The organism is Flavobacterium gelidicaeli (assembly GCF_013294005.1).
Taxonomy (GTDB): domain Bacteria; phylum Bacteroidota; class Bacteroidia; order Flavobacteriales; family Flavobacteriaceae; genus Flavobacterium.
Genome location: NZ_JABSNK010000004.1, coordinates 298,894 through 323,445 on the forward strand (window position 1 = coordinate 298,894; position 24,552 = coordinate 323,445).

At 31.7% G+C, this 24,552-nt stretch carries 25 protein-coding genes and 1 tRNA gene; 14 read left to right on the forward strand and 12 right to left on the reverse strand.

Annotated features, from left to right (window positions below):
• Positions 1-210 precede the first annotated feature (210 nt).
• The 4 genes from HNP99_RS08055 (at position 211) to HNP99_RS08070 (ending at position 3,541) form a co-directional block, all read left to right on the forward strand.
• On the forward strand, positions 211-1,008 hold the full coding sequence (locus HNP99_RS08055; protein ID WP_173852861.1) for a hypothetical protein: 798 nt from the start codon (positions 211-213) through the stop codon (positions 1,006-1,008).
• 6 nt (positions 1,009-1,014) lie between these two features.
• Positions 1,015-1,575, forward strand: coding sequence for a hypothetical protein (locus tag HNP99_RS08060; protein ID WP_173852862.1), 561 nt, complete (start codon positions 1,015-1,017; stop codon positions 1,573-1,575).
• 260 nt (positions 1,576-1,835) lie between these two features.
• The gene (locus HNP99_RS08065; protein WP_173852863.1) at positions 1,836-2,279 is read left to right on the forward strand and encodes a hypothetical protein; all 444 of its coding nucleotides are present in this window, start codon (positions 1,836-1,838) and stop codon (positions 2,277-2,279) included.
• A complete protein-coding gene (locus tag HNP99_RS08070; protein ID WP_173852864.1) occupies positions 2,276-3,541 on the forward strand; it encodes a tyrosine-type recombinase/integrase in 1,266 nt (421 codons plus the stop codon). Before HNP99_RS08065 ends, HNP99_RS08070 begins: the two co-directional genes overlap by 4 nt.
• Before the next feature lie 305 nt (positions 3,542-3,846).
• Here the strand turns inward: HNP99_RS08070 and HNP99_RS08075 are convergent.
• A tRNA-Met gene (locus tag HNP99_RS08075) sits at positions 3,847-3,920 on the reverse strand.
• A gap of 152 nt (positions 3,921-4,072) precedes the next feature.
• Here HNP99_RS08075 and HNP99_RS08080 point away from each other — a divergent pair.
• Both HNP99_RS08080 and HNP99_RS08085 read left to right on the forward strand, forming a co-directional pair.
• Complete coding sequence (locus HNP99_RS08080) at positions 4,073-4,465, forward strand: START-like domain-containing protein (RefSeq protein ID WP_173852865.1); 393 nt, start codon at positions 4,073-4,075, stop codon at positions 4,463-4,465.
• Between the two features lie 54 nt (positions 4,466-4,519).
• On the forward strand, positions 4,520-5,359 hold the full coding sequence (locus HNP99_RS08085) for an aminotransferase class IV (protein ID WP_173852866.1): 840 nt from the start codon (positions 4,520-4,522) through the stop codon (positions 5,357-5,359).
• On the opposite strand, the gene HNP99_RS08090 is transcribed toward HNP99_RS08085, so the two are convergent.
• The 5 genes from HNP99_RS08090 to HNP99_RS08110 form a co-directional block, all read right to left on the reverse strand.
• The gene (locus HNP99_RS08090; RefSeq protein WP_173852867.1) at positions 5,356-5,916 is read right to left on the reverse strand and encodes a YqgE/AlgH family protein; all 561 of its coding nucleotides are present in this window, start codon (positions 5,914-5,916) and stop codon (positions 5,356-5,358) included. The genes HNP99_RS08085 and HNP99_RS08090 overlap by 4 nt on opposite strands.
• A 125-nt stretch (positions 5,917-6,041) precedes the next feature.
• A complete protein-coding gene (locus tag HNP99_RS08095) occupies positions 6,042-6,314 on the reverse strand; it encodes an HU family DNA-binding protein (protein ID WP_091171627.1) in 273 nt (90 codons plus the stop codon).
• A gap of 176 nt (positions 6,315-6,490) precedes the next feature.
• Positions 6,491-7,438, reverse strand: coding sequence for a methionyl-tRNA formyltransferase (gene fmt / locus HNP99_RS08100; protein WP_173852868.1), 948 nt, complete (start codon positions 7,436-7,438; stop codon positions 6,491-6,493).
• On the reverse strand, positions 7,438-9,333 hold the full coding sequence (locus HNP99_RS08105; protein WP_173852869.1) for a RecQ family ATP-dependent DNA helicase: 1,896 nt from the start codon (positions 9,331-9,333) through the stop codon (positions 7,438-7,440). The genes fmt and HNP99_RS08105 overlap by 1 nt, the downstream gene beginning before the upstream one ends.
• A gap of 69 nt (positions 9,334-9,402) precedes the next feature.
• The gene (locus HNP99_RS08110) at positions 9,403-9,942 is read right to left on the reverse strand and encodes an AAA family ATPase (RefSeq protein WP_173852870.1); all 540 of its coding nucleotides are present in this window, start codon (positions 9,940-9,942) and stop codon (positions 9,403-9,405) included.
• 146 nt (positions 9,943-10,088) lie between these two features.
• On the opposite strand from HNP99_RS08110, the gene HNP99_RS08115 reads away from it, so the two are divergent.
• The 4 genes from HNP99_RS08115 (at position 10,089) to HNP99_RS08130 (ending at position 13,542) form a co-directional block, all read left to right on the forward strand.
• Positions 10,089-10,373 carry a DUF493 family protein gene (locus HNP99_RS08115; RefSeq protein WP_173852871.1) on the forward strand — a complete coding sequence of 95 codons (285 nt, stop codon included), beginning with the start codon at positions 10,089-10,091 and terminating at the stop codon, positions 10,371-10,373.
• Positions 10,374-10,462: 89 nt separating this feature from the next.
• Positions 10,463-11,167 (forward strand): DUF4290 domain-containing protein, encoded by a 705-nt coding sequence (locus HNP99_RS08120; RefSeq protein WP_173852872.1) that lies wholly within the window; start codon positions 10,463-10,465, stop codon positions 11,165-11,167.
• 100 nt (positions 11,168-11,267) lie between these two features.
• Positions 11,268-12,578 (forward strand): UDP-N-acetylglucosamine 1-carboxyvinyltransferase, encoded by a 1,311-nt coding sequence (murA, locus tag HNP99_RS08125; protein ID WP_173852873.1) that lies wholly within the window; start codon positions 11,268-11,270, stop codon positions 12,576-12,578.
• A gap of 88 nt (positions 12,579-12,666) precedes the next feature.
• Entirely contained in the window at positions 12,667-13,542 is an 876-nt protein-coding gene (locus HNP99_RS08130; protein ID WP_173852874.1) for a cation diffusion facilitator family transporter, read from the forward strand.
• A gap of 20 nt (positions 13,543-13,562) precedes the next feature.
• Here HNP99_RS08130 and HNP99_RS08135 read toward each other — a convergent pair whose 3' ends face one another.
• The 3 genes from HNP99_RS08135 to HNP99_RS08145 all read right to left on the reverse strand — a co-directional run bounded on the left by HNP99_RS08135 (position 13,563) and on the right by HNP99_RS08145 (position 15,527).
• Positions 13,563-13,979: a type II 3-dehydroquinate dehydratase gene (locus HNP99_RS08135; RefSeq protein ID WP_173852875.1), complete on the reverse strand. Its 417-nt coding sequence runs from the start codon at positions 13,977-13,979 to the stop codon at positions 13,563-13,565.
• 72 nt (positions 13,980-14,051) lie between these two features.
• The gene (locus HNP99_RS08140) at positions 14,052-14,594 is read right to left on the reverse strand and encodes a porin family protein (RefSeq protein ID WP_173852876.1); all 543 of its coding nucleotides are present in this window, start codon (positions 14,592-14,594) and stop codon (positions 14,052-14,054) included.
• Positions 14,595-14,858: 264 nt separating this feature from the next.
• Complete coding sequence (locus HNP99_RS08145) at positions 14,859-15,527, reverse strand: hypothetical protein (RefSeq protein ID WP_173852877.1); 669 nt, start codon at positions 15,525-15,527, stop codon at positions 14,859-14,861.
• Positions 15,528-16,024: 497 nt separating this feature from the next.
• Between HNP99_RS08145 and HNP99_RS08150 the strand changes: the two genes are divergently transcribed.
• Complete coding sequence (locus HNP99_RS08150; RefSeq protein WP_173852878.1) at positions 16,025-16,552, forward strand: hypothetical protein; 528 nt, start codon at positions 16,025-16,027, stop codon at positions 16,550-16,552.
• A 76-nt stretch (positions 16,553-16,628) separates the two neighbouring features.
• The gene (gene xerD, locus HNP99_RS08155; protein ID WP_173852879.1) at positions 16,629-17,525 is read left to right on the forward strand and encodes a site-specific tyrosine recombinase XerD; all 897 of its coding nucleotides are present in this window, start codon (positions 16,629-16,631) and stop codon (positions 17,523-17,525) included.
• A gap of 229 nt (positions 17,526-17,754) precedes the next feature.
• Here xerD and rny read toward each other — a convergent pair whose 3' ends face one another.
• The 3 genes from rny to HNP99_RS08170 form a co-directional block, all read right to left on the reverse strand.
• Entirely contained in the window at positions 17,755-19,314 is a 1,560-nt protein-coding gene (rny, locus tag HNP99_RS08160; protein WP_173852880.1) for a ribonuclease Y, read from the reverse strand.
• Between the two features lie 211 nt (positions 19,315-19,525).
• Entirely contained in the window at positions 19,526-19,819 is a 294-nt protein-coding gene (locus HNP99_RS08165) for a cell division protein ZapA (RefSeq protein WP_173852881.1), read from the reverse strand.
• A gap of 6 nt (positions 19,820-19,825) precedes the next feature.
• The gene (locus HNP99_RS08170) at positions 19,826-20,116 is read right to left on the reverse strand and encodes a hypothetical protein (RefSeq protein ID WP_173852882.1); all 291 of its coding nucleotides are present in this window, start codon (positions 20,114-20,116) and stop codon (positions 19,826-19,828) included.
• 177 nt (positions 20,117-20,293) lie between these two features.
• Here HNP99_RS08170 and HNP99_RS08175 point away from each other — a divergent pair, with 177 nt between their 5' ends.
• Positions 20,294-21,991 carry a M23 family metallopeptidase gene (locus HNP99_RS08175; protein WP_173852883.1) on the forward strand — a complete coding sequence of 566 codons (1,698 nt, stop codon included), beginning with the start codon at positions 20,294-20,296 and terminating at the stop codon, positions 21,989-21,991.
• 57 nt (positions 21,992-22,048) lie between these two features.
• Positions 22,049-24,472 (forward strand): TonB-dependent receptor, encoded by a 2,424-nt coding sequence (locus tag HNP99_RS08180; RefSeq protein ID WP_173852991.1) that lies wholly within the window; start codon positions 22,049-22,051, stop codon positions 24,470-24,472.
• Positions 24,473-24,552: the final 80 nt, after the last annotated feature.

Genomic DNA, 24,552 nt, shown 5'->3' on the forward strand with positions numbered 1-24,552 from the left:
TTACTGTTAACCAATAGATTATCTTCAATACTAAACAGTTCTCTTGATAGTTTTATCGACACGAAAATCTTTGTTTTGAAATAAAGTAATCTACACATTGCCTTTGTAATCAATCAATGATTTAAATCATAATAATAAAATCGATTTTTACAAGTTAATTCTGGCTTTTGTTCTGTCTTTTATTTAATTTAGCTTAAGATTTTATAGCTTATGAAACAATCCTTGACTAAAGAGCAATTACCCTACATAAAAAAGAAATATAATATCAAAGGTCATCTACTTTTACGAAGTGATGGCACAATTGATGTTAATGGAAATGTCACAATCACGAACACAAAATTAAAAAAGCTACCCTTAAAATTTGGGAAAGTATATGGTGATTTTATTTGCTGTGGTAATGAGTTAACTACTTTAAAAAACGCACCTACTTATGTTGGCCGTAACTTCAACTGCTACAACAATAAACTTAAAAACCTAGTGGGTGCACCTACATACGTTGGTGGTGATTTCATCTGCCATGAGAACGAATTAGAAACATTAGAAGGTTGTCCACTGGAAATAAATGGTAATTTTTCATGTTTTTTGAATAATTTGACCAGTTTGGTAGCTGGGCCAGAAAAAATAAAAGGTAATGCTTATATCCACCATAATAGATTGCTGACCTTGGTTGGTGGGCCTTCCTTGGTAGAAGGTTCCTTATTTGCATCATCTAATTTTTTAGAAAATTTAATCGGATGTCCTGGGAAAATTGGTAAGATTTTTTCATTTGACGATAACGTGAAATTAGATATGGGTTATCGTAATTGCAGTGCTGGTGAGGTCAAAATTGAAGTTTCAGATTTCACCAAACAAAATTATATTCGCTTGCCATATACGGTTAGAAAAAATGAAAAATATCTTCATACTGTATTTGAATTTATGGAATATTTACCTTTTTATTTAAATGATGTTTTTGACGAAAAATTATTTCTGGATATGATTTTAGATATAAATGACGGCTTTAAATAACATAGTATGAAAGAGGATTTATTTGGCGAAACAATAGAGGAAAAAATCGATAAAATTATACGCGATTACTGGATAATTATTGATGACTATACGATTACTCAAGATTGCAGTATAGATGTAAAAGGCAATGTGATATTTCCCCCACATTTGCACTATATAAAAGAAATACCTCTCGTTTTCAATGAGGTTAATGGTAACTTTAATTGTCGTGGACAGAGTTTGATTACATTGAGGAATAGTCCACGTATTGTTAGAGGGGATTTTGATTGTTCTCTTAATCAATTGATAGATTTACAATATTGTCCGGATATAGTCAATGGAATTTTTAGTTTTGATGATAATTTACAATCACTAAATAATGGATACAAATCGGTTGATTTTAATAGTGTATACGTATCTACTACTTTTTTGGGTGATAAACTACCTACTATAGTAACTGAAAATAAAGAGCTACTTAATACTGTACTGAAGTACCATAACTATTATGATGTGTACGACAGTTGTGGTGTTTTTAACGATGAAAATTATAAGGGCCTAATAGATGATATAAAAAACGGTTTAGTCTAGTAGTAGAGAGAGATGACTATTAAAATAACTGCTAAATAAATAATTAATTCGAACTTTTAATTTCACTCAAAAAAAAATATTAATTTATTTATTAAAATTTCACTTAGTTGTTTAACGTATTGATTATTAATGATTTACATATTGTAAATATACAAAGATATAACAATGATAGTGATGTAGATTTCAAAATTATTTATAAAAATTTAGATGTTTATAAACTTTTCTTCTTTTTAGCTCTATAAAGTTTAAATACTTTAATTATGGAAAAGAGAGAAACAGAAAGGCTCATTAAAAAATCTTTCAATATTGAACTAAATAATAATGCTACTTTAAATAAAAGAAGCAAGAATGGGGTGAGCCTTCTTACGCTAACAGAGGTTGGTGAAAAAATAAGGTTAAAAGATATAAGTGCTATCAAAAACTGGTTAATAGAAAATGATATAGAAGTTTTTAAAATTTCAAAAAGCAACTTAGTTTTTGAATATCTAGTTGATTTTCAATTGAATAAGTTGCTAGCAGAAATGATGAGAAAAAAAATTGGCCCATTTTGGCAACAATGTTTTAGATCGCAAGTGAGTGATCAAGGGCAATGTGAAGCTGTTATTTCACATTTTGAAGCAGTGGTGCCGTTATTGATGCCAAAAACTAGAAATAAGCTAGTAAATAGTACTAACAATAGGCTGATGAAAAAATACAATACATGAATAAGCTAATAATCCCTAAAAACCCTCATAAGGGTATGAAAATTTTTTGTTATAAGTGCAAACGTGATAATCCCATTTGCAAACATTACGATATTCAAAAGTATAAAGTAGTTATTCACGTTAAAGGTGAGGTAGCTAAGAGAAAATCACAAGTTCTAATAAGTAGGATATATAATGAAGCAGTTATTGAGGCGATCGAATATGAAAAAGGTTTGATCGCTACTAATTTTCAACCGATTATCCATAATGAAGAAAATAATAATTATTCAATTTTAGGTGCCGTATCAGTGTATGAAAACTACTTAAAAGGTGAACATAGGTACGCACATATGTTGAAGATCGTGTCAAAATCGCATCAAAGTGAATGCATGAAATTTTGCGATTTTTTCCTCGATAGTATAATTGCCTACAAAGATATTACAAGTACAAGTATTATTGATGTCGATCAGAGTGATGTAGCGCGTTTTTACAAGTGGGCGGACGGTCATTACGCAGCGAGAACTTTCAACAAATGTTTAGGTGCTTTGAGGGCTTTTTTTAATTTTTTGATTAATGTTGAAGCAATTGAGATAAAAAATCCATTTGCTGTGTACCAACCTAAAGCTGTGATTAAAAAAAATGTGGAAACATTAACAGAGGATGAGTTTAGTTCGATTTTAAGTGCAATTGATTCTGCAGGTTCAATTAAGGTTTTGGGTGGCAAGGGTGAGCGTAAAAATATGTTTAGGCCTTATCTAAAAGATGGGTTTAAATTGTTTCTACTTACAGGTGGTAGAAGGGAAGAAGTCGTTGATCTAAGATGGTCTAATATAATCAGTACTGGTAATAATGTTATGTTTTTTGATATCGAAAATCTAAAAGTCAATAGGATAAAAAAAATGGGGCATTCCAATAAATACAATAAACGGATACCAGTAAATATTGATCTATTCGATTTGTTAGTGACCTTAGGATATGAGGATAAAAAAAATTCTAATGATTTTATTCTCTTCCCTAAGAGAAATGTTAAGACTGAAACAATTATGAATAACATGTCGAAGTCGTTTACATTTTATGCTGAAGCAGCTGGGATAAAAAAGGATGTGTCCTTAAATAATTTAAGAAAAACTTATATCACATGGTTGAATAGAGCAATGGGTAAAGATACAGGGATCCTAACTTCTCACGGGGGGCAACAAGTATTAGTGGATCACTATATAGATGGCACTATTTTAACTGCAGTGGAAGAGGCAGCATTAGAGTTTAGGGTTTTTGGTACATAAAGGTCACTCCTTAAAGTCACTCCAAAATAAAAACAGGACTTACAATTAAATGTAAGTCCTGTTTTTATTTTGGTATGTATCATTTTGTGTAAAAAACAATATTAATATACTGGTAGTTAATGGTTTACGGATTTGTAAATAAGTTGTTAAGGTTTTAAATACCTTATATTTAGACTCAAATACACATGCTCTCATTGTACATATTGAACTTAATACTATAATTCGATGTTTATAAAAGTCACTCCTCGAAGTCACTCCTAATGAAAAAAGGACTTACAAATAAATGTAAGTCCTTGATTTTTAAGTAGCGAGAACGAGATTTGAACTCGTGACCTCAGGGTTATGAATCCTGCGCTCTAACCGACTGAGCTACCTCGCCAAAAGGCTATTGAACAACCATCCCTGATTGCGGGTGCAAAGATATAAATAATATTAAACTTCGCAAGCTTTTTTGAAATAAAAAAAATAAATTTAAAAAGATTTTTTTTTAGACTTTATATTCTATATATTCGAAAAAAATTAAATGAGCTCATGGATCAGAAAAAACGTTACGAAATAGAGTTTCCTATAAATTCATCTCCGCAGTTATTGTATCAATATATTTCAACTCCTTCTGGTTTGTCAGAATGGTTTGCTGATAATGTAAATTCACGTGGTGAGTTTTTTACTTTTATTTGGGACGGATCTGAAGAAAAAGCGCGCTTGGCTTCTAAGAAATCTGGAGAGAAAGTGAAGTTTAAATGGGTAGATGATAGTAATAAAGATACAGAGTATTATTTTGAAATGCATATTCTTGTAGATGAGCTTACTAAAGATGTTTCTATAATGGTGGTTGATTTTGCTGAAGAGGATGAAATTGACGAAGCTAAATTATTATGGGAAAATCAAATTTCTGATTTGAAACATCTAATTGGATCTGTATAGTAAAATTGTATTTTAAAACTTATATTTGCCCTGAACAAAATTCAGGGCTTTTTTATGATTAATTTTAATGGGAATATCGCACTTCAAGACAGTAATATATTAACACAAAATCGTGCTTTTTTATACGGAGACGCCGTTTTTGAAACGGTTAAAATAGTCAATTCTAAAGTCCTTTTTTTAGAGGATCATTATTTTAGATTAATGGCTTCTATGCGTGTTGTGAGAATGGAAATTCCTATGAATTTCACCATGGAATATTTTGAAGAGCAAATTATTTCCTTAGTTACCAGAAATAATATAGCAAATTCTTCTAGAGCTAGAATTACTGTTTATAGAAATGATGGAGGTTACTACCTGCCGTTAACTAATGAAGTTTCTTATTTAATACACGCTTCGGTGATTGATGAGGTTTCTTATAGTGTCGAAAAACAAGTTTATGAAGTTGATTTGTTCAAAGATTTTTATATTACCAAACAGTTATTATCTTCTATAAAAACAACTAATAGGTTACTAAATACTACAGCAAGTATTTATGCCCATGAAAATGGGTTAGACAACTGCTTATTGTTAAATGATGCCAAGAACGTTGTAGAAGCAATTCAAGGCAATGTTTTTATGGTTTTAGGGAATAAATTGATTACTCCTCCAGTTTCTGAAGGCTGTTTAAACGGTGTTATGAGAAAGCAAATTTTGGCTTTAGCCAAAAAAATAGAAGGACTAGAGGTTGTAGAAGAAATTATTTCGCCTTTTGACTTACAAAAAGCCAATGAATTATTCATCACCAATGTAATAAAAGGTGTGCAATCGATAACTAAATATAGAAAAAAGGAATTTATAACTACTGTTGCTCAGCAATTATTAGAATTATTAAATAAAAGTATTCAAGTAAACTAGTTTAAATAGGGGTTTTCGGGTGCATTTGACCAGATTAAATAATCCCCACCAAGTTCGATAATTTGTTCTTTCCAGAAATGGGTAGCTGACTTCCCTATAATTTTATTTTTGTAATTATTAGGAGTGATAATCCATGAATTTGCATTCATTTCTGTTTCTAGTTGATTCTCATCCCAACCTGTGTAACCAAGAAAGAATCTAATATTGTCTTTATTGATTTGACCTGTGTTTAAAAGCTCTTTTGTAGACTCAAAGTCACCTCCCCAGTATATTCCGTTTGATATTTCGATACTATTCGGAATCAAATCTGGAACATTGTGAATAAAATAAAGGTTGTCTTGCTCTACGGGACCGCCATTGTAGATCTTAAATTTAGAGGTTATTTCGGGTATAAGGTCGTTTATGGTGTACTTCAAAGGTTTATTGATAATAAATCCTACTGAGCCTTCCTTATTATGGTCAGCCAACAAAATTACAGATCTATTAAATGATAAATCTCCAATTATAGAAGGCTCAGAAATAAGCAGTTGTCCTTTTATTAGTGTTTCTGAAATCATATTTTCTGCAATTTTTTTATTAAAATTAAGAAAAATTTTTAAAAAAAACCAACTTTACTCGTTTAATTGCATAAAAAAACCCTCGATGAGGAGGGTTTTACTATATTACAAGGTTGTAAACTTAATTAGTTTACTGCTCCTTCTAATTCTGCTCCAGCTTTGAATTTTACTACATTTTTAGCAGCAATCTGGATTGTTTTTCCTGTTTGAGGGTTTCTACCATCTCTTGCAGCTCTAGCAGAAACAGACCAAGATCCGAAACCTACTAAAGATACTCTTCCACCTTTTTTCAAAGTGTCACCTACGTTTCCTAAAAAAGATTCTAAAGCTAATTTTGCAGCAGCTTTTGTTATTCCTGCGTCAGCAGCGATAGCATCGATTAATTCTGATTTGTTCATAATAATAGTTATTAATTGTTGGTTAAAAAAATTGTCGATAGCAAATTTAGCAGGAAATCCTTACTACACAAGCGTTTCCGCAGATTATAGTGTATTTTGTTAATAACTTAGTTTTTTTGTTCATAAATCATTGCGATATTTTTTTGTTTTTGCACAATACCCTTGTTTTATTGACGTTAGTGCGCTTTTGCTTCCTCTGTAAATGTTACTCCATTTAACAATTCGGATACCTTCATTCTCTTTTTACCAGGAAGCTGTAAGCTTGTTATTTGGATGAATCCACCGTCTGCAGCAATTTTCATTTCTTTTTTGGTACATACAATACTTCCAAAAGCAAGCGTGTGTGCTTCTTCTACAACATTTGATTCGTAAATTTTGACACTCAGTTCTTCGTTTTTATCTAAAAAATAACACCACGAAGCAGGGTAGGGGCTCAAGCCTCTTATTAAATTATTGATTTCTACAGCTGGTTTTGTCCAATCAATCTTGCAGTTTTCTTTGTTTAACTTGTAAGCGGTTTTGGTTTCTGCAGTTTCTTGTTGTACAACGGCTTTAGCTTCTTTTTTTTCAATTAATGCTAAAGTTTTATTGACTGTTTCACAGCCTAATAACATTAAGCGATCATGTAGTTGTCCTGCGCTTTCATTTGGATCTATAGCTGTTTCATCACTTAGTATAATTGCGCCAGTATCAATTTTATCGTCAATAAAAAATGTAGTAACACCTGTTTTTGTTTCTCCATTTATAATTGCCCAGTTAATAGGAGCGGCTCCACGATAGTTGGGTAATAATGATGCGTGTAAATTGAATGTACCTAGGGTAGGCATTGCCCAAACTACTTTAGGGAGCATTCTAAAAGCGACAACAATTTGTAAATTAGCATTCAAAGCTTTCAATTCCTCTAAAAATGACTCGTCTTTTAAGTTTGTAGGTTGTAGTAATTTTAAATCATTTGCTACAGCGTATTCTTTAACTGCTGAATATTTAATTTTTTGTCCGCGTCCTGCTGGTTTATCTGCAGCGGTGATTACGCCTACTACATTATATTCTTTTTTTAAAATACTGTCAAGGATTCCCACTGCAAATTCAGGGGTTCCCATAAATACAATTCGTAATTTTTCCATTATATTTTTAAGGTGTATTTATTGTTAGCTTGGATTGTAATCTTTTCGTTTTCTAAAAGATCTTGAATCACAAAGATAACATCGTTACTGTTATTATTAGTTTTAATTTGAAGTTCTCTCGAATTTAAATCGGCAGTTTTTAATAGTGTAATTATTTCTTTGGCGAGAGAATTGATATCTGTTTTTTTATTCTTTTTAGTAATGCAATACGAGCAAATTCCACAGTCTTCATTCGTTTCTTCTCCAAAATAACTTAAGATTAACTTGCTTTTGCAGCTAGTGGTGTCATTAATATATTTTAAAACAGAACTGAATTGCTCTTTTTTTAATTGATTTTGATTTTCTAAATATTTCGCAACCTTACTAATGGTTCGCTCATCTTCTCTAATTTCGTTAAAAGTAAGTAGCGCATCGTTATTTTTAGAATTGTATGCAATAATTTCTTTTTCTTTTAGCTTATGCAAAAGAGCCAAAATTTCGCTTTCTGAATGATGCGATTTTTTAGCTATCAAGGTGAGGTTAAAAGCAGTTTGTATTTCATAAATTCCAGGATAAGTCCTTAATATAGTAAGAATGATTTCTTCATCATTAGTATTCAAACTGGTATACCGAATCACTTCTTTTGAAGAAATGATAAATTGGAGGCTAATTTTTTCTGAGAATTCTTGCGATAAAGTTATAATATCTTGTCGGTCTAGAAACTGAAAAGCATTGTAGGTTTTTAATACGGGAAAATTATATTTTGTACAAAAATGATTAAGATTAAAAGGAAATTGTTCGTTAATTCCTTCTCCATAGGCAATTTGGAAATAATTACACAGTTTTTTGTAAATACTATTAAGGAAACTTTTATCTGCAAGGATGCTTAGAAATTGATTTTCGGCTTGAATGATGTCAGATGGGTTCGTTAGTAAAACGGCAAATGCCTTTTGTTCGTTTCGACCTGCGCGACCTGCTTCTTGGTAATAGTTTTCTAGATTTTCAGGGAGTTGAATGTGAATTACAGTTTTTACATTTGCCTTGTCAATTCCCATCCCAAAAGCATTAGTGGCAACAATAACTTGCGCTTCATCTTGAATCCACAACTTCATGTTTTTATCTTTTTCTTTTGAACTAAGACCACCGTGATAATAAGTAGCTTTGAATCCTAAAGCATTTAATTGTGCGGCAATTGTGGTACACGATTTTCTGTTTCTTACATATATAATAGACGACTCTGGATTTTTCTTTAAAATTTGTTCAATTCTAAAGAGTTTATCTTCGGTTTCAAATACCATGTAGGCAATGTTTTTTCGAGCAAAAGATTTTTGAAAAATTTGTGGATTTTCTAATCCTAGTTCATTTATAATATCGTTTTTAGCTTTTGGAGTTGCAGTGGCAGTCAGCGCTAAAAAAGGAGTGGTAGGAAAATGTGTTTTTAGATTCGCAATTTTTAAATATGCCGGTCTAAAATCATGACCCCATTGTGAAACGCAATGTGCTTCATCAATGGTAATTAAATTTATAGGTAGTGCTTTAATTCGTTCTAAAATCCAGTCAGACTGCAATCTCTCAGGAGATAAATATAAAAATTTATAATTTCCAAATTGACAATTGTCTAAAAGATCAATCATCTCATCTGATTTTATTCCGCCAGTTAAGGCAATGGCTTTAATGTTGAGTTTGTTTAAGTTTGCGACTTGGTCTTTCATTAGCGCAACAAGTGGTGATATCACAAGGCAAATTCCGTCTTGCATTAAGGCGGGTACTTGAAAACAAACTGATTTTCCTCCACCAGTAGGTAATAAAGCAAAAGTATCTTGACCGCTTAAAACGGAATCAATTATTTCACTTTGTAGTGCTCTAAAAGAGTCGTGTTTCCAGTATTTTTGAAGAATTTTTAGTGCTTCAGACATTCATTTTTAATTTTGAATTATAAATTCGGATGGGTAAAAATGATGTTTTCGATAAAAAGGAAAATACAATTAACCCGAAATTTTGTCTAATATAAAAAGAATTCTGTTATCTACAGTATCTTTTGGTACTTCAATAAGGTCGTAACCGTAACCATTGTAAGTTTCTATAAGGTGATTTTGAATTAGTTTTGCCTGCTCGTAATTTTCATAACGGGCGTCATCACTAACATAAATTTCTTCCCATGGAGGTAAGATAAATATTTTAGAATAGGTGTATTCTCTACAAATGGCGTCAAAAGAGGCTGGGTAGCTGTCGCCAATGTAGTGCATGTAAGCAAGTACGTCTGGGATTCCGCGATCGATAAAAACAACTTCGTGCGGCTCATTTTGAGCACTAATAAATTGTTTTTTTCTGCCTTCAAGTAAAAGTTCGCTAAACAATAAAGGTTTTTCAAGGAACAATTGTTCGATTCCTTGTTTTTTTGCCTCTAGAGTAACTTCTCTTGAAATTTCGGGATAGCAACAATAACCTTTCGTTATTAATCCGTCAATAAGAGTACTTTTTCCTGTTCCAGGACCGCCGATAATTATGATGATTTCTTTATGCACTTTTTGGAAATAAGGCGCAAACTTACTTAAACTTATTGGAAATTGAAAAGATGAGGCTATAAAATGTCAGTTTATATAAAAATTCATATTTCAGAATTCATATTTTGCGTTTGAAAACGTATCTTTGCTTTAATTTTTTACAAAAAATGGATAAGAAAACCGAAGAATTCTACGAGAGGTTAGAAGCAGAGTTGGACAGAAGTAATGATTGGCCAGCTTTGTATTTATTTAAATTTATTGTTCCATCAGTAGCAGATAATGTAGAGCGCGTTGGCCTTGCATTTGATTGTATGGGAGCAGTGATTAAAACTACAAAATCAAAAACAGGTAAGTTTACAAGTATTTCTGTAGATGTGACTATGAAAAGTGCACAAGAAATAATTGAGAAATACCAAGAAGTTTCTACAATAGAAGGTATTGTATCGTTATAGAGAATAATATGATGATTTGGTAAACAAGCAATTATTTGCTATTTTAAAAATTATTAATATATTGTATTGCTTCAAAATAAAATTCAAATATGAATTCAAAATATACTAAAGAAAATGCAAATGATGTTGTTCATCATCTGGAATATAATGCGGAGAGATCACATTTAATTATTCCGGAATATGGACGCCATTTGCAAAAACTGATTGATCAAGCTACAGCTATTGAAGATAGTGAAGAGCGTAACAAAGCAGCCAAATATATTATTCAGGTGATGGGGAGTTTAAATCCACATTTAAGAGATGTATTGGATTTTCAACATAAACTTTGGGACCAACTGTTTATTATGTCTGATTTTAGATTAGATGTGGAGTCTCCATATCCTATTCCTTCACGCGAAGTATTGCAATTAAAGCCTGATGTATTAAAATATCCTCAAAATTTTCCAAAATACAGGTATTATGGAAATAACATCAAGTACATGATTGATGTTGCAAATAAATGGGATGATGGAGATATGAAAAATGCATTAGTCAAAGTGATTGCAAACCATATGAAGAAGTCTTATTTAAGTTGGAACAAAGACACTGTTAAAGATGATGTTATTTTTGAACATCTTTACGAACTTTCTGATGGAAAGCTAAATTTGTTACAAAGTTCAGAAGAGCTTTTAAATACCACTGATTTATTGCGTACCAATAAGAGAATTTCGAATAAAATTTCTCCAGCTGGACAACCAAAAATTCAAAGCAATAAGAATGCAAAAGTGGGTAAACCAAAATATAAAAAACAATAATACTATTGATTTAATCGTCATTATTATAATGGCTACATGATTTTTTAAATGTTTTTTTGTAATTATGATAACTAAATAATTTATAACTCTAAAGTAATATATGGGAATTTTCAAAATAGAAGGAGGCATTCGATTAAAAGGAGAAATTACTCCTCAAGGAGCAAAAAATGAAGCATTACAAATATTGTGTGCAGTTCTTTTAACTTCGGAAAAAGTAATGATTAATAATATTCCAGATATTATTGATATTAATAAACTGATTGTTTTATTAGAAAACTTGGGAGTTAAAATTCAAAAAAACGGACCAGGATCATATACTTTTCAAGCTGATGATATCAATATTGATTATTTAGAAACAGAAGCTTTCAAAAAAGAAGGTGGTTCACTACGTGGATCCATTATGATTGTTGGGCCATTATTAGCTCGTTATGGAAAAGGATATATTCCAAAACCAGGAGGAGATAAAATAGGAAGAAGACGTTTAGATACCCATTTTGAAGGTTTTATAAATCTTGGTGCTAAATTTAGATACAATAGAGAAGATCACTTTTACGGAGTAGAAGCTCCAGATGGTTTACAAGGAGCAGCTATGTTGCTTGATGAAGCATCTGTTACTGGAACGGCAAATATTGTTATGGCTGCAGTTCTTGCTAAAGGAAAGACTACAGTTTATAACGCAGCATGTGAGCCGTACTTACAACAGCTTTGTAAAATGTTGAATTCTATGGGTGCTAATATCACTGGTGTAGGATCAAATTTATTGACTATTGAAGGAGTTACCAGTTTAGGCGGTTGCGAGCATAGAATTCTTCCTGACATGATCGAAATAGGGAGTTGGATAGGTCTTGCTGCTATGACTAGAAGTGAAATTACGATTAAAGATGTAAGTTGGGATAATCTAGGAGTGATTCCTAGTGTGTTTAGAAAACTTGGAATAACATTAGAAAGAAGAGGAGATGATATATATATTCCTTCTCATGAAAATGGATATAAAATTAAAACGGATATTGACGGTTCAATCCTAACTATTGCTGATGCACCTTGGCCTGGATTTACGCCTGATTTATTAAGTATTGTTTTGGTTGTGGCAACTCAAGCGCAAGGAGATGTGTTGATACATCAAAAAATGTTTGAAAGCCGTTTGTTCTTCGTCGATAAATTAATCGATATGGGTGCAAAAATTATGTTGTGTGATCCGCATAGAGCGGTAGTTATGGGGCATGATTTTCAGTCTCAATTAAAAGCAACAACCATGTCATCTCCAGATATTCGTGCTGGAATTTCCTTGTTGATTGCGGCGCTTTCAGCAAAAGGAACAAGTACAATTCAAAATATTGAACAAATTGATCGTGGATATGAAAGAATTGACGAAAGATTAAGAGCTATTGGAGCAAACATTGTTCGAGCATAATATAAAAATCATTTTTTTTTAATCGTTTAAATAATTCTTTTGTTCACGCTAAAAGTTTTATTTAAACGATTTTTAATTTCCTATTCTTATGTCTTCAGAAAAAACAGCAATAAAAGCAACCTATTTTAGTATTTTAGGAAACACTTGTTTAGCTATTATAAAGGGGTTTGCTGGTTTTTTTGGAAACTCCTACGCTTTAATCGCAGATGCAATTGAATCTACTACTGACATTTTTGCGTCTTTCTTGGTTTTATTCGGAATCAAATATTCAAACCGACCTGCCGATAGAAATCATCCTTATGGTCATGGTAGAGCAGAGCCTTTAATTACTTTTTTGGTAGTTGGTTTTCTAATTACTTCGGCTACAATTATTGCTTATGAAAGTATTGTAAATATCCAGAAACCGCATGGCTTACCTAAACCTTGGACGTTGATTGTCTTGGGGGTAATTATTATTTGGAAAGAATATTCTTTTCGACTAGTAATGAAAAAAAGTATTGAGACAAATAGTTCATCGCTTAAAGCAGATGCCTGGCACCATAGAAGTGACGCAATTACTTCGGTAGCGGCTTTTATCGGAATCACAATCGCACTTTGTATGGGTAAAGGTTATGAGTCTGCTGATGATTGGGCTGCACTATTTGCTTCTTTTTTTATACTTTATAATAGCTATCTTATTTTTAGACCTGCTCTAGGCGAAATTATGGATGAGCACTTATATGATGATCTCATAGCTGAAATTAGAAAAGTTTCTGGAACAGTTACCGGAATCATAGATACCGAGAAATGTTATATTCGAAAAGTAGGAATGAAATTTCATGTTGATCTTCATGCTGTTGTAGATGGTACTATATCTGTAAAAGAGGGGCACGATCTAGCTCATAATCTAAAAGACACATTGCAAGATCAAATACCTCAATTGGGAAATGTTTTGATTCATGTAGAGCCAGATTTTTATGAATAAATATAATTTAGTTTTAGAAATTAAAGCACAAAGGAGTGTACTGCTAATTCGTAACTCTGTAGGCCAAAGCCTAATATAACTCCTTTTGCGTTACCAGAAATATAGGATTGATGTCTAAAGCTTTCTCTTGAAAAAGTATTGGATATATGTACTTCAATAACGGCTGTTGTGATCGCTTTAATTGCGTCACCTATTCCTATAGAGGTATGCGTATACGCTCCCGCGTTCAAGATGATTCCATCATAAGTGAAACCATATTCTTGAATTTTATCAATTAGTTCTCCTTCAATGTTACTTTGAAAATAAACAAAATCAATTGCAGGAAATTTTATTTGTAATGAAGTGAAGTATTCTTCAAAAGTCAGACTCCCATAGACTTCTGGTTCTCTTTTTCCTAATAAGTTTAGATTTGGGCCATTAATGATGCAAATTTTCATAATTCTGTTTTTGTAAAAATAAAAAAACCGTTCTAATAATAGAACGGTTTTTATAAATTGTTTTTTATTATTTTAGAAAAAGAAACCAGCAGAAACTTGTACAACAGAGTTCTTAGTTTCAGCATCTTTTGATACATCAGTAAGACCTAAATTATAACGACCTTGAAGGAAGAAGTTCTCTGTAATTTTTACACCTAATCCTGCATTTACAGAAAAATCAAATGTATTAGAATCCTTAATATCAAAATCGTTTTTCTCACTTAATAAAAAAGAGGCTTGAGGTCCTAGTTCTAAACTTATAGTTTTATTTAAGTAAACTTTAGCTAAAACTGGAATGGCTAAATAGCCTAACTCATTTTTAAATTCAGTTAACGCATTTTTGTAAGTAGCCCCTTGTGTAGAGTATAATAATTCTGGCTGTACAGCAAATTTCTCTGTTAATTTTAACTCGGCTACTAAACCTACGTGATAACTAGTGATGGCGTCTGTTTGAATTTCTGATCCATTAATATTGGCGTAATTTAATCCTCCTTTAATACCAATTTTTGCTAATTGTGCATGTGCACTAAATGACATAGCTAAAAGTGCTCCTGCAATTATAAATGTTTTTTTCATAATCTTAAATGTTATTTGTTTGTCGATGCAATATAGAACTCTTGATCTTGAATTATGTTGTATTATAATGTGTTAAACTTACAACATTCCCATCTGTAATAATATATAGTAGCTTGCTTTTTTTGAAAACAACTACAATATTTATTAAGTGAAAATAATTAAATCTTGTAAAATTTTAATTATTTGAAATAACATTTCAGTTTTAAAAAAAAAAGCCCATTTCAATAAATTTGAAATGGGATTTTTTATATGCTTTAATGTTTATTAGAATTGAAAACCAATTCTGATTCCACCAAAAACGCCAGTTGTAATTTCTGAACCTTTACTTCCAGGAGTAGAAGTTGATGTTGTAACAATTCCTGTTCTTGAAGTGTATTCAGCGTCTTTAACTTTGTTAGACAAGAAGCTTAAACCTGCTTCAACACCTAAAAATACTTTTGGTGCAATATAGTAGTCTGCACCTGTAAAAAGACCAATTCCAAATCCAGAACTTTTTTGTTCTAAATTGTTGTAGTCACCAGTTTGAATAGATACTTCATTAGTTTCTTTGTTCATACCAATAATTAAATCAGCTCCTGCATATGTAGATAATCTATTTGTACCAGCAAAATGCTTTTCAATACCTGCTTTGAAATTAGTGCTTGATGTCTTATCTGTAGTTGTAATTTCATTTGGATTAATACCTGTAACTACTTCATCTTTTTGGCTTGCAATTCCTAAACTAGCTCTTAAAGCTAAATCTTCTTTTAAGAAATACCTGAATTTTAATGCTCCACCGTTTAGGTTAAAGTTAGCGTTGTTTAAACCACCAACTAAACTAACTTCAGTTGTAACTGTTCCTTCTGTAGGTTTGTAAGAATTCCCTGTTCCGTCTTGTGCGCTTGCTACTTGAAAAGCAAAAATACCTACTACAATTAAAAATACTTTTTTCATTTAATTTAAGATTAATTAATTAATTTGTTCAAATTCAGCGCAAATCTATTAAAAAAAAAGTAAGAATAATACTTTTAATTTTATTTTATTGTAGGCGTATTTAATTTTTTTTATAATTATCTGAAACAGTGATTAATAGAAGATTTTGGTTACAAAAAAAATAAATTTAGTTGAACCTATGTTGTATAATAGCTTTTTTTTGTTCTGAGTTAGTATAGTTATTTCAGAAAGCTTAGTTTAAGTTCCTACTATATGTATTTTTAAATGAATCATTAAAAAGTAGGCTTAGTACTGTTAATTTTTAATAGATTTATGACGGGTAAAATATCACTAAATATAGTGATGGTTTTTTCTATAATGTATTGCTGATGTGGGTTTTGTAAAATTTAAATACCAAGTAGGTTCTGTTTTAGTTATGATTTTATAGTATCAAAAAATTTTTTTTTGTAGTTTTTTATTAATTTTGAGTAAGATTTTTAATAATAATAAATAAAAAAATGAAAAAAATTATTTTAACTGTTGCGGCAGTATTTGCTTTCGGATTTGCTAATGCACAAGATGGTCAATTTAAAGTTGGTGCTCATGTTGGTTTACCAATGGGAGATATTAAAGATGGTTCCTCATTAAATCTTGGAGCTGATGTTGCTTATTTATGGAATGTAACAGATAAGTTTAAAGCAGGTACAACTACAGGTTACTCTTCTTACTTAGGTAAAACAGTAAAAGAAGATGTAAATTTTGGTGGTTTCGGTAGTTTTGGAAGCATTGAAAACAAAACTGATGCAAGTGGTTTTATTCCCGTAGCAGCTACAGCGCAATATTCTCTTTCTGATAAATTCTTTGTTGGAACAGATTTAGGATATGCAATTTATGTTGGTAAAGGTGAAGGTGATGGAGGAGTTTATTACCAACCAAAATTTGGTTACCAAACTGAAAAAATTGAATTATATGCTGGTTACAAAGGAATTTCTGTTGACGGAGCTACTTTTTCATCATTAAATTTAGGATTCAATTACAAATTCTAATTTATTTAGATTTAAATATTTAAAACCTCCCAAATGGGAGGTTTTTTTATGTGTTTAAAATGCGTTAATTTGTACTATGAATTGGAGTACTTATATTAAAAATTTTCAATCCTATTTAAAAATAGAACGAGGCCTGTCAAAGAATACTATTGAAAACTATTCTTTTGATATAGAACGTTTGCGTTTGTTTTTAGATCAAAATAATATTGAAGTTTCACCAATAAAAATTGAAGAGGAAACGATACAGCAATTTATTTATGCAGTCTCTAGTCAGGTGAATGCACGATCCCAAGCCCGGATTATTTCGGGGTTAAAAAGCTTTTTTAGCTATCTTATTTTTGAAGATTTTCGAGAAGATAATCCGCTTGAACTTATTGAAACTCCGCGTATGGCTAGAAAATTACCAGATACATTATCTGTCATTGAAATTGATTCGCTTATCAGTGCGATAGATTTAGCTACAAATGAGGGCGAACGTAATCGTGCTATGTTAGAAACTTTGTATGGTTGTGGATTACGCGTGTCAGAATTGGTGGAGTTAAAGATATCTGATTTGTACTTTGAAGAGGGGTTTTTAAAAGTCACTGGCAAAGGAAATAAACAACGTTTTGTTCCCATAGGTGATTTGGCTCAAAAATATATTGGATTCTATAAGAACGGAATTAGATTACATGTCAACATAAAGAAAGGTTTTGAGGATACCTTGTTTTTAAATAGAAGAGGGGGGCAATTAACAAGAGCAATGATTTTTACTATAATTAAAAACCTAGCTGTAAAAGTTGAATTAAGAAAAAAAATTAGCCCACATACTTTTCGTCATTCTTTTGCTACTCATTTGTTAGAGAACGGTGCTGATTTACGTTCTATTCAATTAATGTTAGGGCATGAGTCTATAACAACAACAGAGATCTATGTACACTTAGATCGAAAATTTTTGGCTAAAGTAGTTAATGAGTTTCATCCTAGAAAATAGTGTTCAGTTCGTTTTTTTTACCAAAAAAGCAGTATATAGTTCGGCTTAGTTGTTGTCGCATCTAGCTTAATTAAGATGTAATACTGATTCCGTTCTGTATCTTAAAATGTTCTTTTTTATAAATAACATGTGGTATACTGAAGAGGTGTTAAATTATGCTATTCACAAAAAAAAGCACCTCAGTTTAACTGAAGTGCTTTTATATTTTAATCTCTATTTGAATAAAGTTTTATTTAGCGATATTCACCGCTCTAGTTTCTCTAATTACAGTTACTTTAACTTGACCTGGATACGTCATCTCTGTTTGAATTTTTTGTGAAATTTCAAAAGACAGATTTGCGGCATTATCATCAGATACTTTTTCGCTTTCAACGATTACACGTAGCTCTCTACCTGCTTGAATAGCATAAGCATTTTTTACTCCTGTGAATCCGTAAGCTACTTCTTCAAGATCTTTTAAACGTTGTATGTAAGAGTCTAATACCTGACGTCTTGCGCCTGGTCTAGCTCCTGATATTGCATCACAAACTTGAACAATAGGAGATAATAATGATTTCATTTCTATCTCATCATGATGCGCTCCAATAGCGTTGCAAACTTCTTCTTTTTCACCATATTTCTCAGCCCATTGCATTCCTAATAATGCGTGAGGTAAATCACTTTCTGCATCTGGAACTTTTCCTATATCGTGTAATAATCCAGCTCTCTTAGCTAATTTTACGTTCAATCCAAGTTCAGCTGCCATGATTCCACAAAGTTTAGATACTTCGCGCGAGTGTTGCAATAAGTTTTGTCCGTAAGAAGAACGGTATTTCATACGTCCTACAACTTTAATTAATTCTGGGTGCAAACCGTGAATTCCTAAGTCAATAACCGTACGCTTTCCTACTTCAATAATTTCATCGTCAATTTGTTTTGTAGTCTTAGCAACTACTTCTTCAATACGTGCAGGATGGATACGTCCATCAGTTACTAACTTGTGTAAAGCTAAACGTGCTATTTCTCTACGTACTGGGTCAAAACAAGAAAGAATAATTGCCTCAGGTGTATCATCAACAATGATTTCAACTCCAGTTGCAGCTTCTAATGCGCGAATGTTTCTACCTTCACGACCAATAATTCTACCTTTAACATCATCAGATTCTATATTAAATACAGATACGCAATTTTCCACTGCTTCTTCTGTTCCAACTCTCTGGATCGTGTTAATGATGATTTTTTTGGCTTCTTGTTGCGCAGTAAGCTTAGCCTCTTCAATAGTATCTTGAATATGAGACATTGCTTTAGATTTAGCTTCGGCTTTTAGTCCCTCTACTAATTGATTTTTAGCTTCTTCAGCAGATAGCCCTGAAATTACTTCTAATTGCTGTAATTGACTTTGATGTAATTTGTCTACTTCAATTTGTCTTTTATCTAAAACGTCAATTTTAGCGTTAAAATCGTTAGTCTTGCTAATAAAATCATCGTTAACTTTTTTAGTTTTAGATAATTCGTTAGAAATTTGGGATTCTTTGTCTCTAATTCTTTTTTCTACTTCAGCAACTTTCTTATCTCTAGAAAGAATTACTTGTTCGTGTTCCGATTTAAGTTCAATAAATTTTTCTTTCGCTTGAAGGATTTTATCCTTTTTTATGTTTTCGGCTTCAACTTTAGCATCTTTTAAGATAGAGGAAGCTTCTTTTTTTGCGTTCTTAATTAAATTAGAGATGTTGCTTTTTTCAATGATTTTGGCTATCCCAAAACCGACAATAATACCTATAATTCCTGAAATGATCGTTAATATGTCCATGGTTTGTTTAAAATTTATATATAAAAAAAGCCTACATTAGTCTTGTTGTATAAACTCGAAAAGACAAGTTTTGAGCTAACTCACTGTTCAAGTTTCCTCGCCGGAGCGTGGCATGCTTTAGTAGTGATGATTCGCCCATTCTAAAATGTTAGTGTTGAGTTTACCAAATATGAACTAATGTAGGCAGTATCTTAGTTTCTGTAAAGAACGTTTAATTGTCGAGATATTGATCTAAAAGCGCATTCAATTTTTTAATTCTTTCAATAGTCTCATCTCCATTGATTGCATTATCTATTTGTTTTTGTTCTACTTGAGAAGCAAATTGTAGCGCACACATGGCTAAAACATCTTGCTTGTCACGAACAGCGTAATTTTCTTCAAATTGTTTCATCATCACATCAATCTTTTTAGAAGCACTCCTGAGTCCTTCTTCTTGAGCAAAATCCACTGTTAATGGGTATACTCTGTCTGCGATTGATATTTTAATTTTAAGCTTTTCGTCCATACTTTGTTAATCTGAAAGTTGTGCTATACAATAATCAATTTCACGAATTAATGAATTTATTTTAAGCTTTGTATCTCTTTTATTATCGTCACTGCCTAGTAATGAGTTGGCAATTTTTAGTGTTTCATATTGCGCTTTAAGTGCTTCAATTTCATTTGATTGAGATTGTATGATAGCTGCAGATTTTGTTAATTCGACCTTTATTTCTTGATTGCTTTTATCTAAACTTTTTATTTTTAATATGAGTTTTTCAATTTTATTTTCAAGAGTATCAATTATTTCTACAATTACACTCATTATATTTCCTTTTCATTACTTAATATTACAAATTTAGTATTAGTTTTTATTATTACAATATTTTATTCGTTTTTTTATTCTAAAATAGTCAAACTATTGTCTAGTAATTGATTACGAAAAGTGTTTTTTTATAAAGTTAAACGAATTACTTTTTTTACCTTAGCAAAAATGTATATGATGAGATTTTTGACTTTTTTTTTAGTGCTTTCCACTAGTATTTTCGCACAAAATAACTATCCTAAGGATTATTTTAGACTGCCTCTAGATGTTCCTGTTCAGTTATCGGGTAATTTTGGGGAGCTACGTCCCAATCATTTTCATACTGGTTTTGATTTTAAAACTTTACAACGTGAAGGACTAGAGGTTCATGCTGTCGCAGATGGTTATGTGTCTAGGATTAAGATGTCCCCTTACGGAAACGGTAAAGCAATTTACATAACACACCCTAATGGATACACATCAGTATATTGTCATTTGCAAAATGCTAACGCTGAAATTTTAGATTATATTCACAAAGCTTATTATAAGGAGAAGGCTTTTGAAATTGAGTTATTTTTAAAACCTCATGAGTTGCCAGTTCGTAAAGGTCAGGTAATTGCTTTTTCAGGAAATACAGGTTCTTCTCAAGGTCCGCACCTTCATTTTGAGTTTAGAGACAGCCAAACAGAAAAAATTATTAATCCTTTGTTGTTTGGTTTTGATAAAGAAATTAGGGATACTAAAAAGCCTTTAATTTCTGCATTGTATGTCTATCCTGTTGAAGATCAAACCGTAGTTAATCAATCTAAAAGACCATTATTGTTGAGTCTTTCTTTGCAAAAAGATGGTACTTATTTAGCAACTAGCGTGAAGGCAAATGGAAAAATTGGTTTCGGAATTACAGCCGAAGATTATGATAATGTTTCCTATAATAAAAATGGGGTTTATAAAGTACAGACTTATTTAAATGGTAAAGAAAGTTTTGGATATCAATTAGATACTTACTCTTTTGATGAAATGCGTTATATTAACGCATTGATTGATTATCCAAAATACAAGCAAACCTACCAACGCGTTCAAAAATTATTTATGAAAACGCCGTATCCTTTAAGTATTATTAAAACAGATGCGACTAACGGAGTTATTGATGTTAAACCTAATTTAGCTTCGGTGTATCGTATTGAAGTTTCTGATTTTTTTGGAAACTTAAATGTAATTACGGTTCCTATAACTTATGATTTAACAAATCCTATCGTCGAGAAAGAAGTTGTGCATTCAGATTATTTTGTAAAAGTAGCGAAGGATAATATTTTTACAAAAGACAATATGAGTGTGTTTTTACCTGCAGGAACTTTTTACGATGATTTTGATATGAATTTTAATGTAAAAGGAAATACCTTGTATATGGGTGATGATGCCATTCCAGTGCAATCTAATTTTACGATTTCTATTACTGATGATTCCTATACTGACGAGCAAAAAGAAAAAGTATTTATTGCTGATATAGACAGTAGAGGCAGAGTTGGTTACAATTATACTTGGGTTAAAGGCAATGTTTTTTCGGCAAAAGTAAGGACTTTAGGTAAGTTTAAATTAGCTACTGATACTACACCGCCTTCAATTGCAATTACGAGTAGTGTAGAAGGGAAGTGGATTAGCAAACAAAAAACAATCCAACTTAGTATAAGTGATAGCGGATCCGGTTTAAAATCGTACAACGGTTATTTAAATGGAAATTGGATTTTATTTGAATATGATTATAAAACCCGAAAAATCACCCATGATTTTAGTGACGGAATAGTTGCTGAAGGAGCAAATGATTTAAAAGTGATTGTAATTGATAATGTAGGGAATTCAAGTACCTTTGAGACACATTTTTTTAGAAGTCAACAATAATAATAGAAAAACTTGAATACCAATAAACTTTTTTTTGTTTTAGTTTTATTTTGGGCAATGATGCCTGTTTTTGCCCAAACTGCTAGGGTAAAAGGGATTGTTTTAGATAAAAATAACCTTGCTGTTAGTGATGTGAATGTTACGGCATCAGACTTGGTTACGCAAACAAATGAGAACGGATATTATACTTTGCTTGTTCCTGCAAATAAAAAAATTACTTTAATTTTTACTCATATCTCTTTAAAGAAAATCACTGTTTCTTTGAGTTTAAAGACAAATGAACAGTATGAGTTTAATTTATTCATGAATGATCAACAGGAGCAAATGGGCGAAGTGATTGTGACCACTAACGAAAAGAGGAATACGACAGGGGTAACAACTATTTCTCCTGAAATGATTCGGAAAATTCCTGGTGCTAATGCTGGAATCGAAAATATTTTAAAAACATTAGCGGGAGTAAACTCTAATAATGAATTAAGTACTCAATATGCTGTTCGTGGTGGGAATTATGATGAAAATCTAGTTTATGTTAACGAAATTGAAGTGTATCGTCCTTTTTTAATTCGGTCTGGTCAGCAAGAGGGGTTGAGTTTTACTAATACCGATTTAGTGAAAAATGTTGATTTTTCTGCGGGTGGTTTCCAAGCTAAATTTGGCGATAAGCTATCATCTGTTTTAGATATTACTTATAGAGTACCTACGAATTTTGCGGCAACAATGGAGGCGAGTTTTCTTGGCGGAAGCCTAGCGATTGATGCTGTTTCTAAAAATAAAAAATGGTCTGCAATTACAGGTGTCCGTTATAGAAATAATAGTTTATTAGTAAATAGTCAAGATACCGAAACGAATTACACGCCCTCATTTGTAGATATTCAAACAAATATAAATTATAAGGCTTCCGCCAAATGGCAGTGGAGTTTTTTAGGAAATATTTCTCAAAATAAGTATGATTATAGTCCGTTAACAAAGCAAACAAAATTTGGTACAATTGATAATCCTATCACGCTTTCGGTTTTTTATGAAGGGCAGGAAAAAGATAAATACGATACGTATTTTGGTGCTTTAAAAACTACTTATAAACCAACCGAAAATTTTACTTTAAAACTAATTACATCCTTATTTCATACGCAAGAGCAAGAGCATTTTGATATTTTGGCGCAGTACCGTTTGGGTAATGTAGATGCTAATATTGGTTCGGATACGTATGGTGATGTAAATTATACGGCAGGAATTGGTTCACAATATAGTCATGCACGCAATGATCTGGATGCTTTGATTGCGAATATTGAATTGAAAGGAATTCATGATTGGAATGATAATGTGCTTGAGTGGGGAGTAAAATATACTAGGGAGTCAATTAGAGATCGCATAATTGAATGGGAGGTAATTGATTCGGCTGGTTTCTCGGTTAGTGCCCCTGATTTAGATTTTTTAAAAAAAGACGAACCTTACACGATTTACTCAGGACCACTTGCGCCATATCAAAACATTCGTGCTAAAAACTTTAATAATATAAACCGTTTTTCTGGATATATACAATGGAGTAAAAAAAGCAGTATAGGTAATAGTGAAATATGGTATAATGCTGGAATGCGTTTTCATAATTGGCAAGTTTCAGGTAATGCTATCAATGGTGATAATCAGTTTGTATTTAGTCCCAGAGCCCAGTTTGCCATAAAACCAGATTGGGAAAAGGATATGGTATTTAAAATTTCGGGAGGTGTGTACCATCAGCCGCCGTTTTATAGAGAGTTACGTGCTGCAGATGGGGTAGTGCAGCCAAATGTAAAAGCACAGCAATCCATTCATATTGTTTTAAGTAATGACTACAGTTTTAAAATGTGGTCACGCCCTTTTAAATTAATATCTGAGGTGTATTATAAAACCTTGACAGATGTAAATACTTATACCATTGATAATGTTAGAATACGATATGCAGCATCTAACAATGCAAAAGCATACGCACAAGGTATAGATATCAGATTGAACGGTGCATTTGTGCCAGGTACTGAATCTTGGTTTAGTTTTGGTTATTTAAAAACAGAAGAAAATAGTGCTGATCGTGGTTTTATCGCACGCCCTACAGATCAAAGATTGAAATTTGGTGCTTTATTTCAAGATTATATGCCTAATATTCCTAGTGTTAAGTTATATTTAAATATGGTTTATAATACTGGTTTGCCTGGCGGTTCTCCTGCTTATGCTGATCCTTATTTGTATCAAAACCGACTAAATGATTATCGTAGAGTGGATGTTGGTTTCTCTAAAGTATTTATTGATGGTGCTAATTTGAAACCAAATAGTACTCTTTTTAAAAATTTTAAAGAGTTGGCCTTAGGATTCGAAATTTTTAATCTTTTTAATAATCAAAATGCAATTACGAATACGTTTGTAAGGGATGTATATTCTAAAAACGAATACGCAATACCCAATTACATGACTACTAGAGTTTTTAATATCAAGTTGAGCGCTAAATTATAGCAGTTTTGGAATTGTCTGTAGTGTTTTATGGGTGTTTTAAGTACATAAATTGCTGTTAAATGATGAATCCGTTTTTAAAA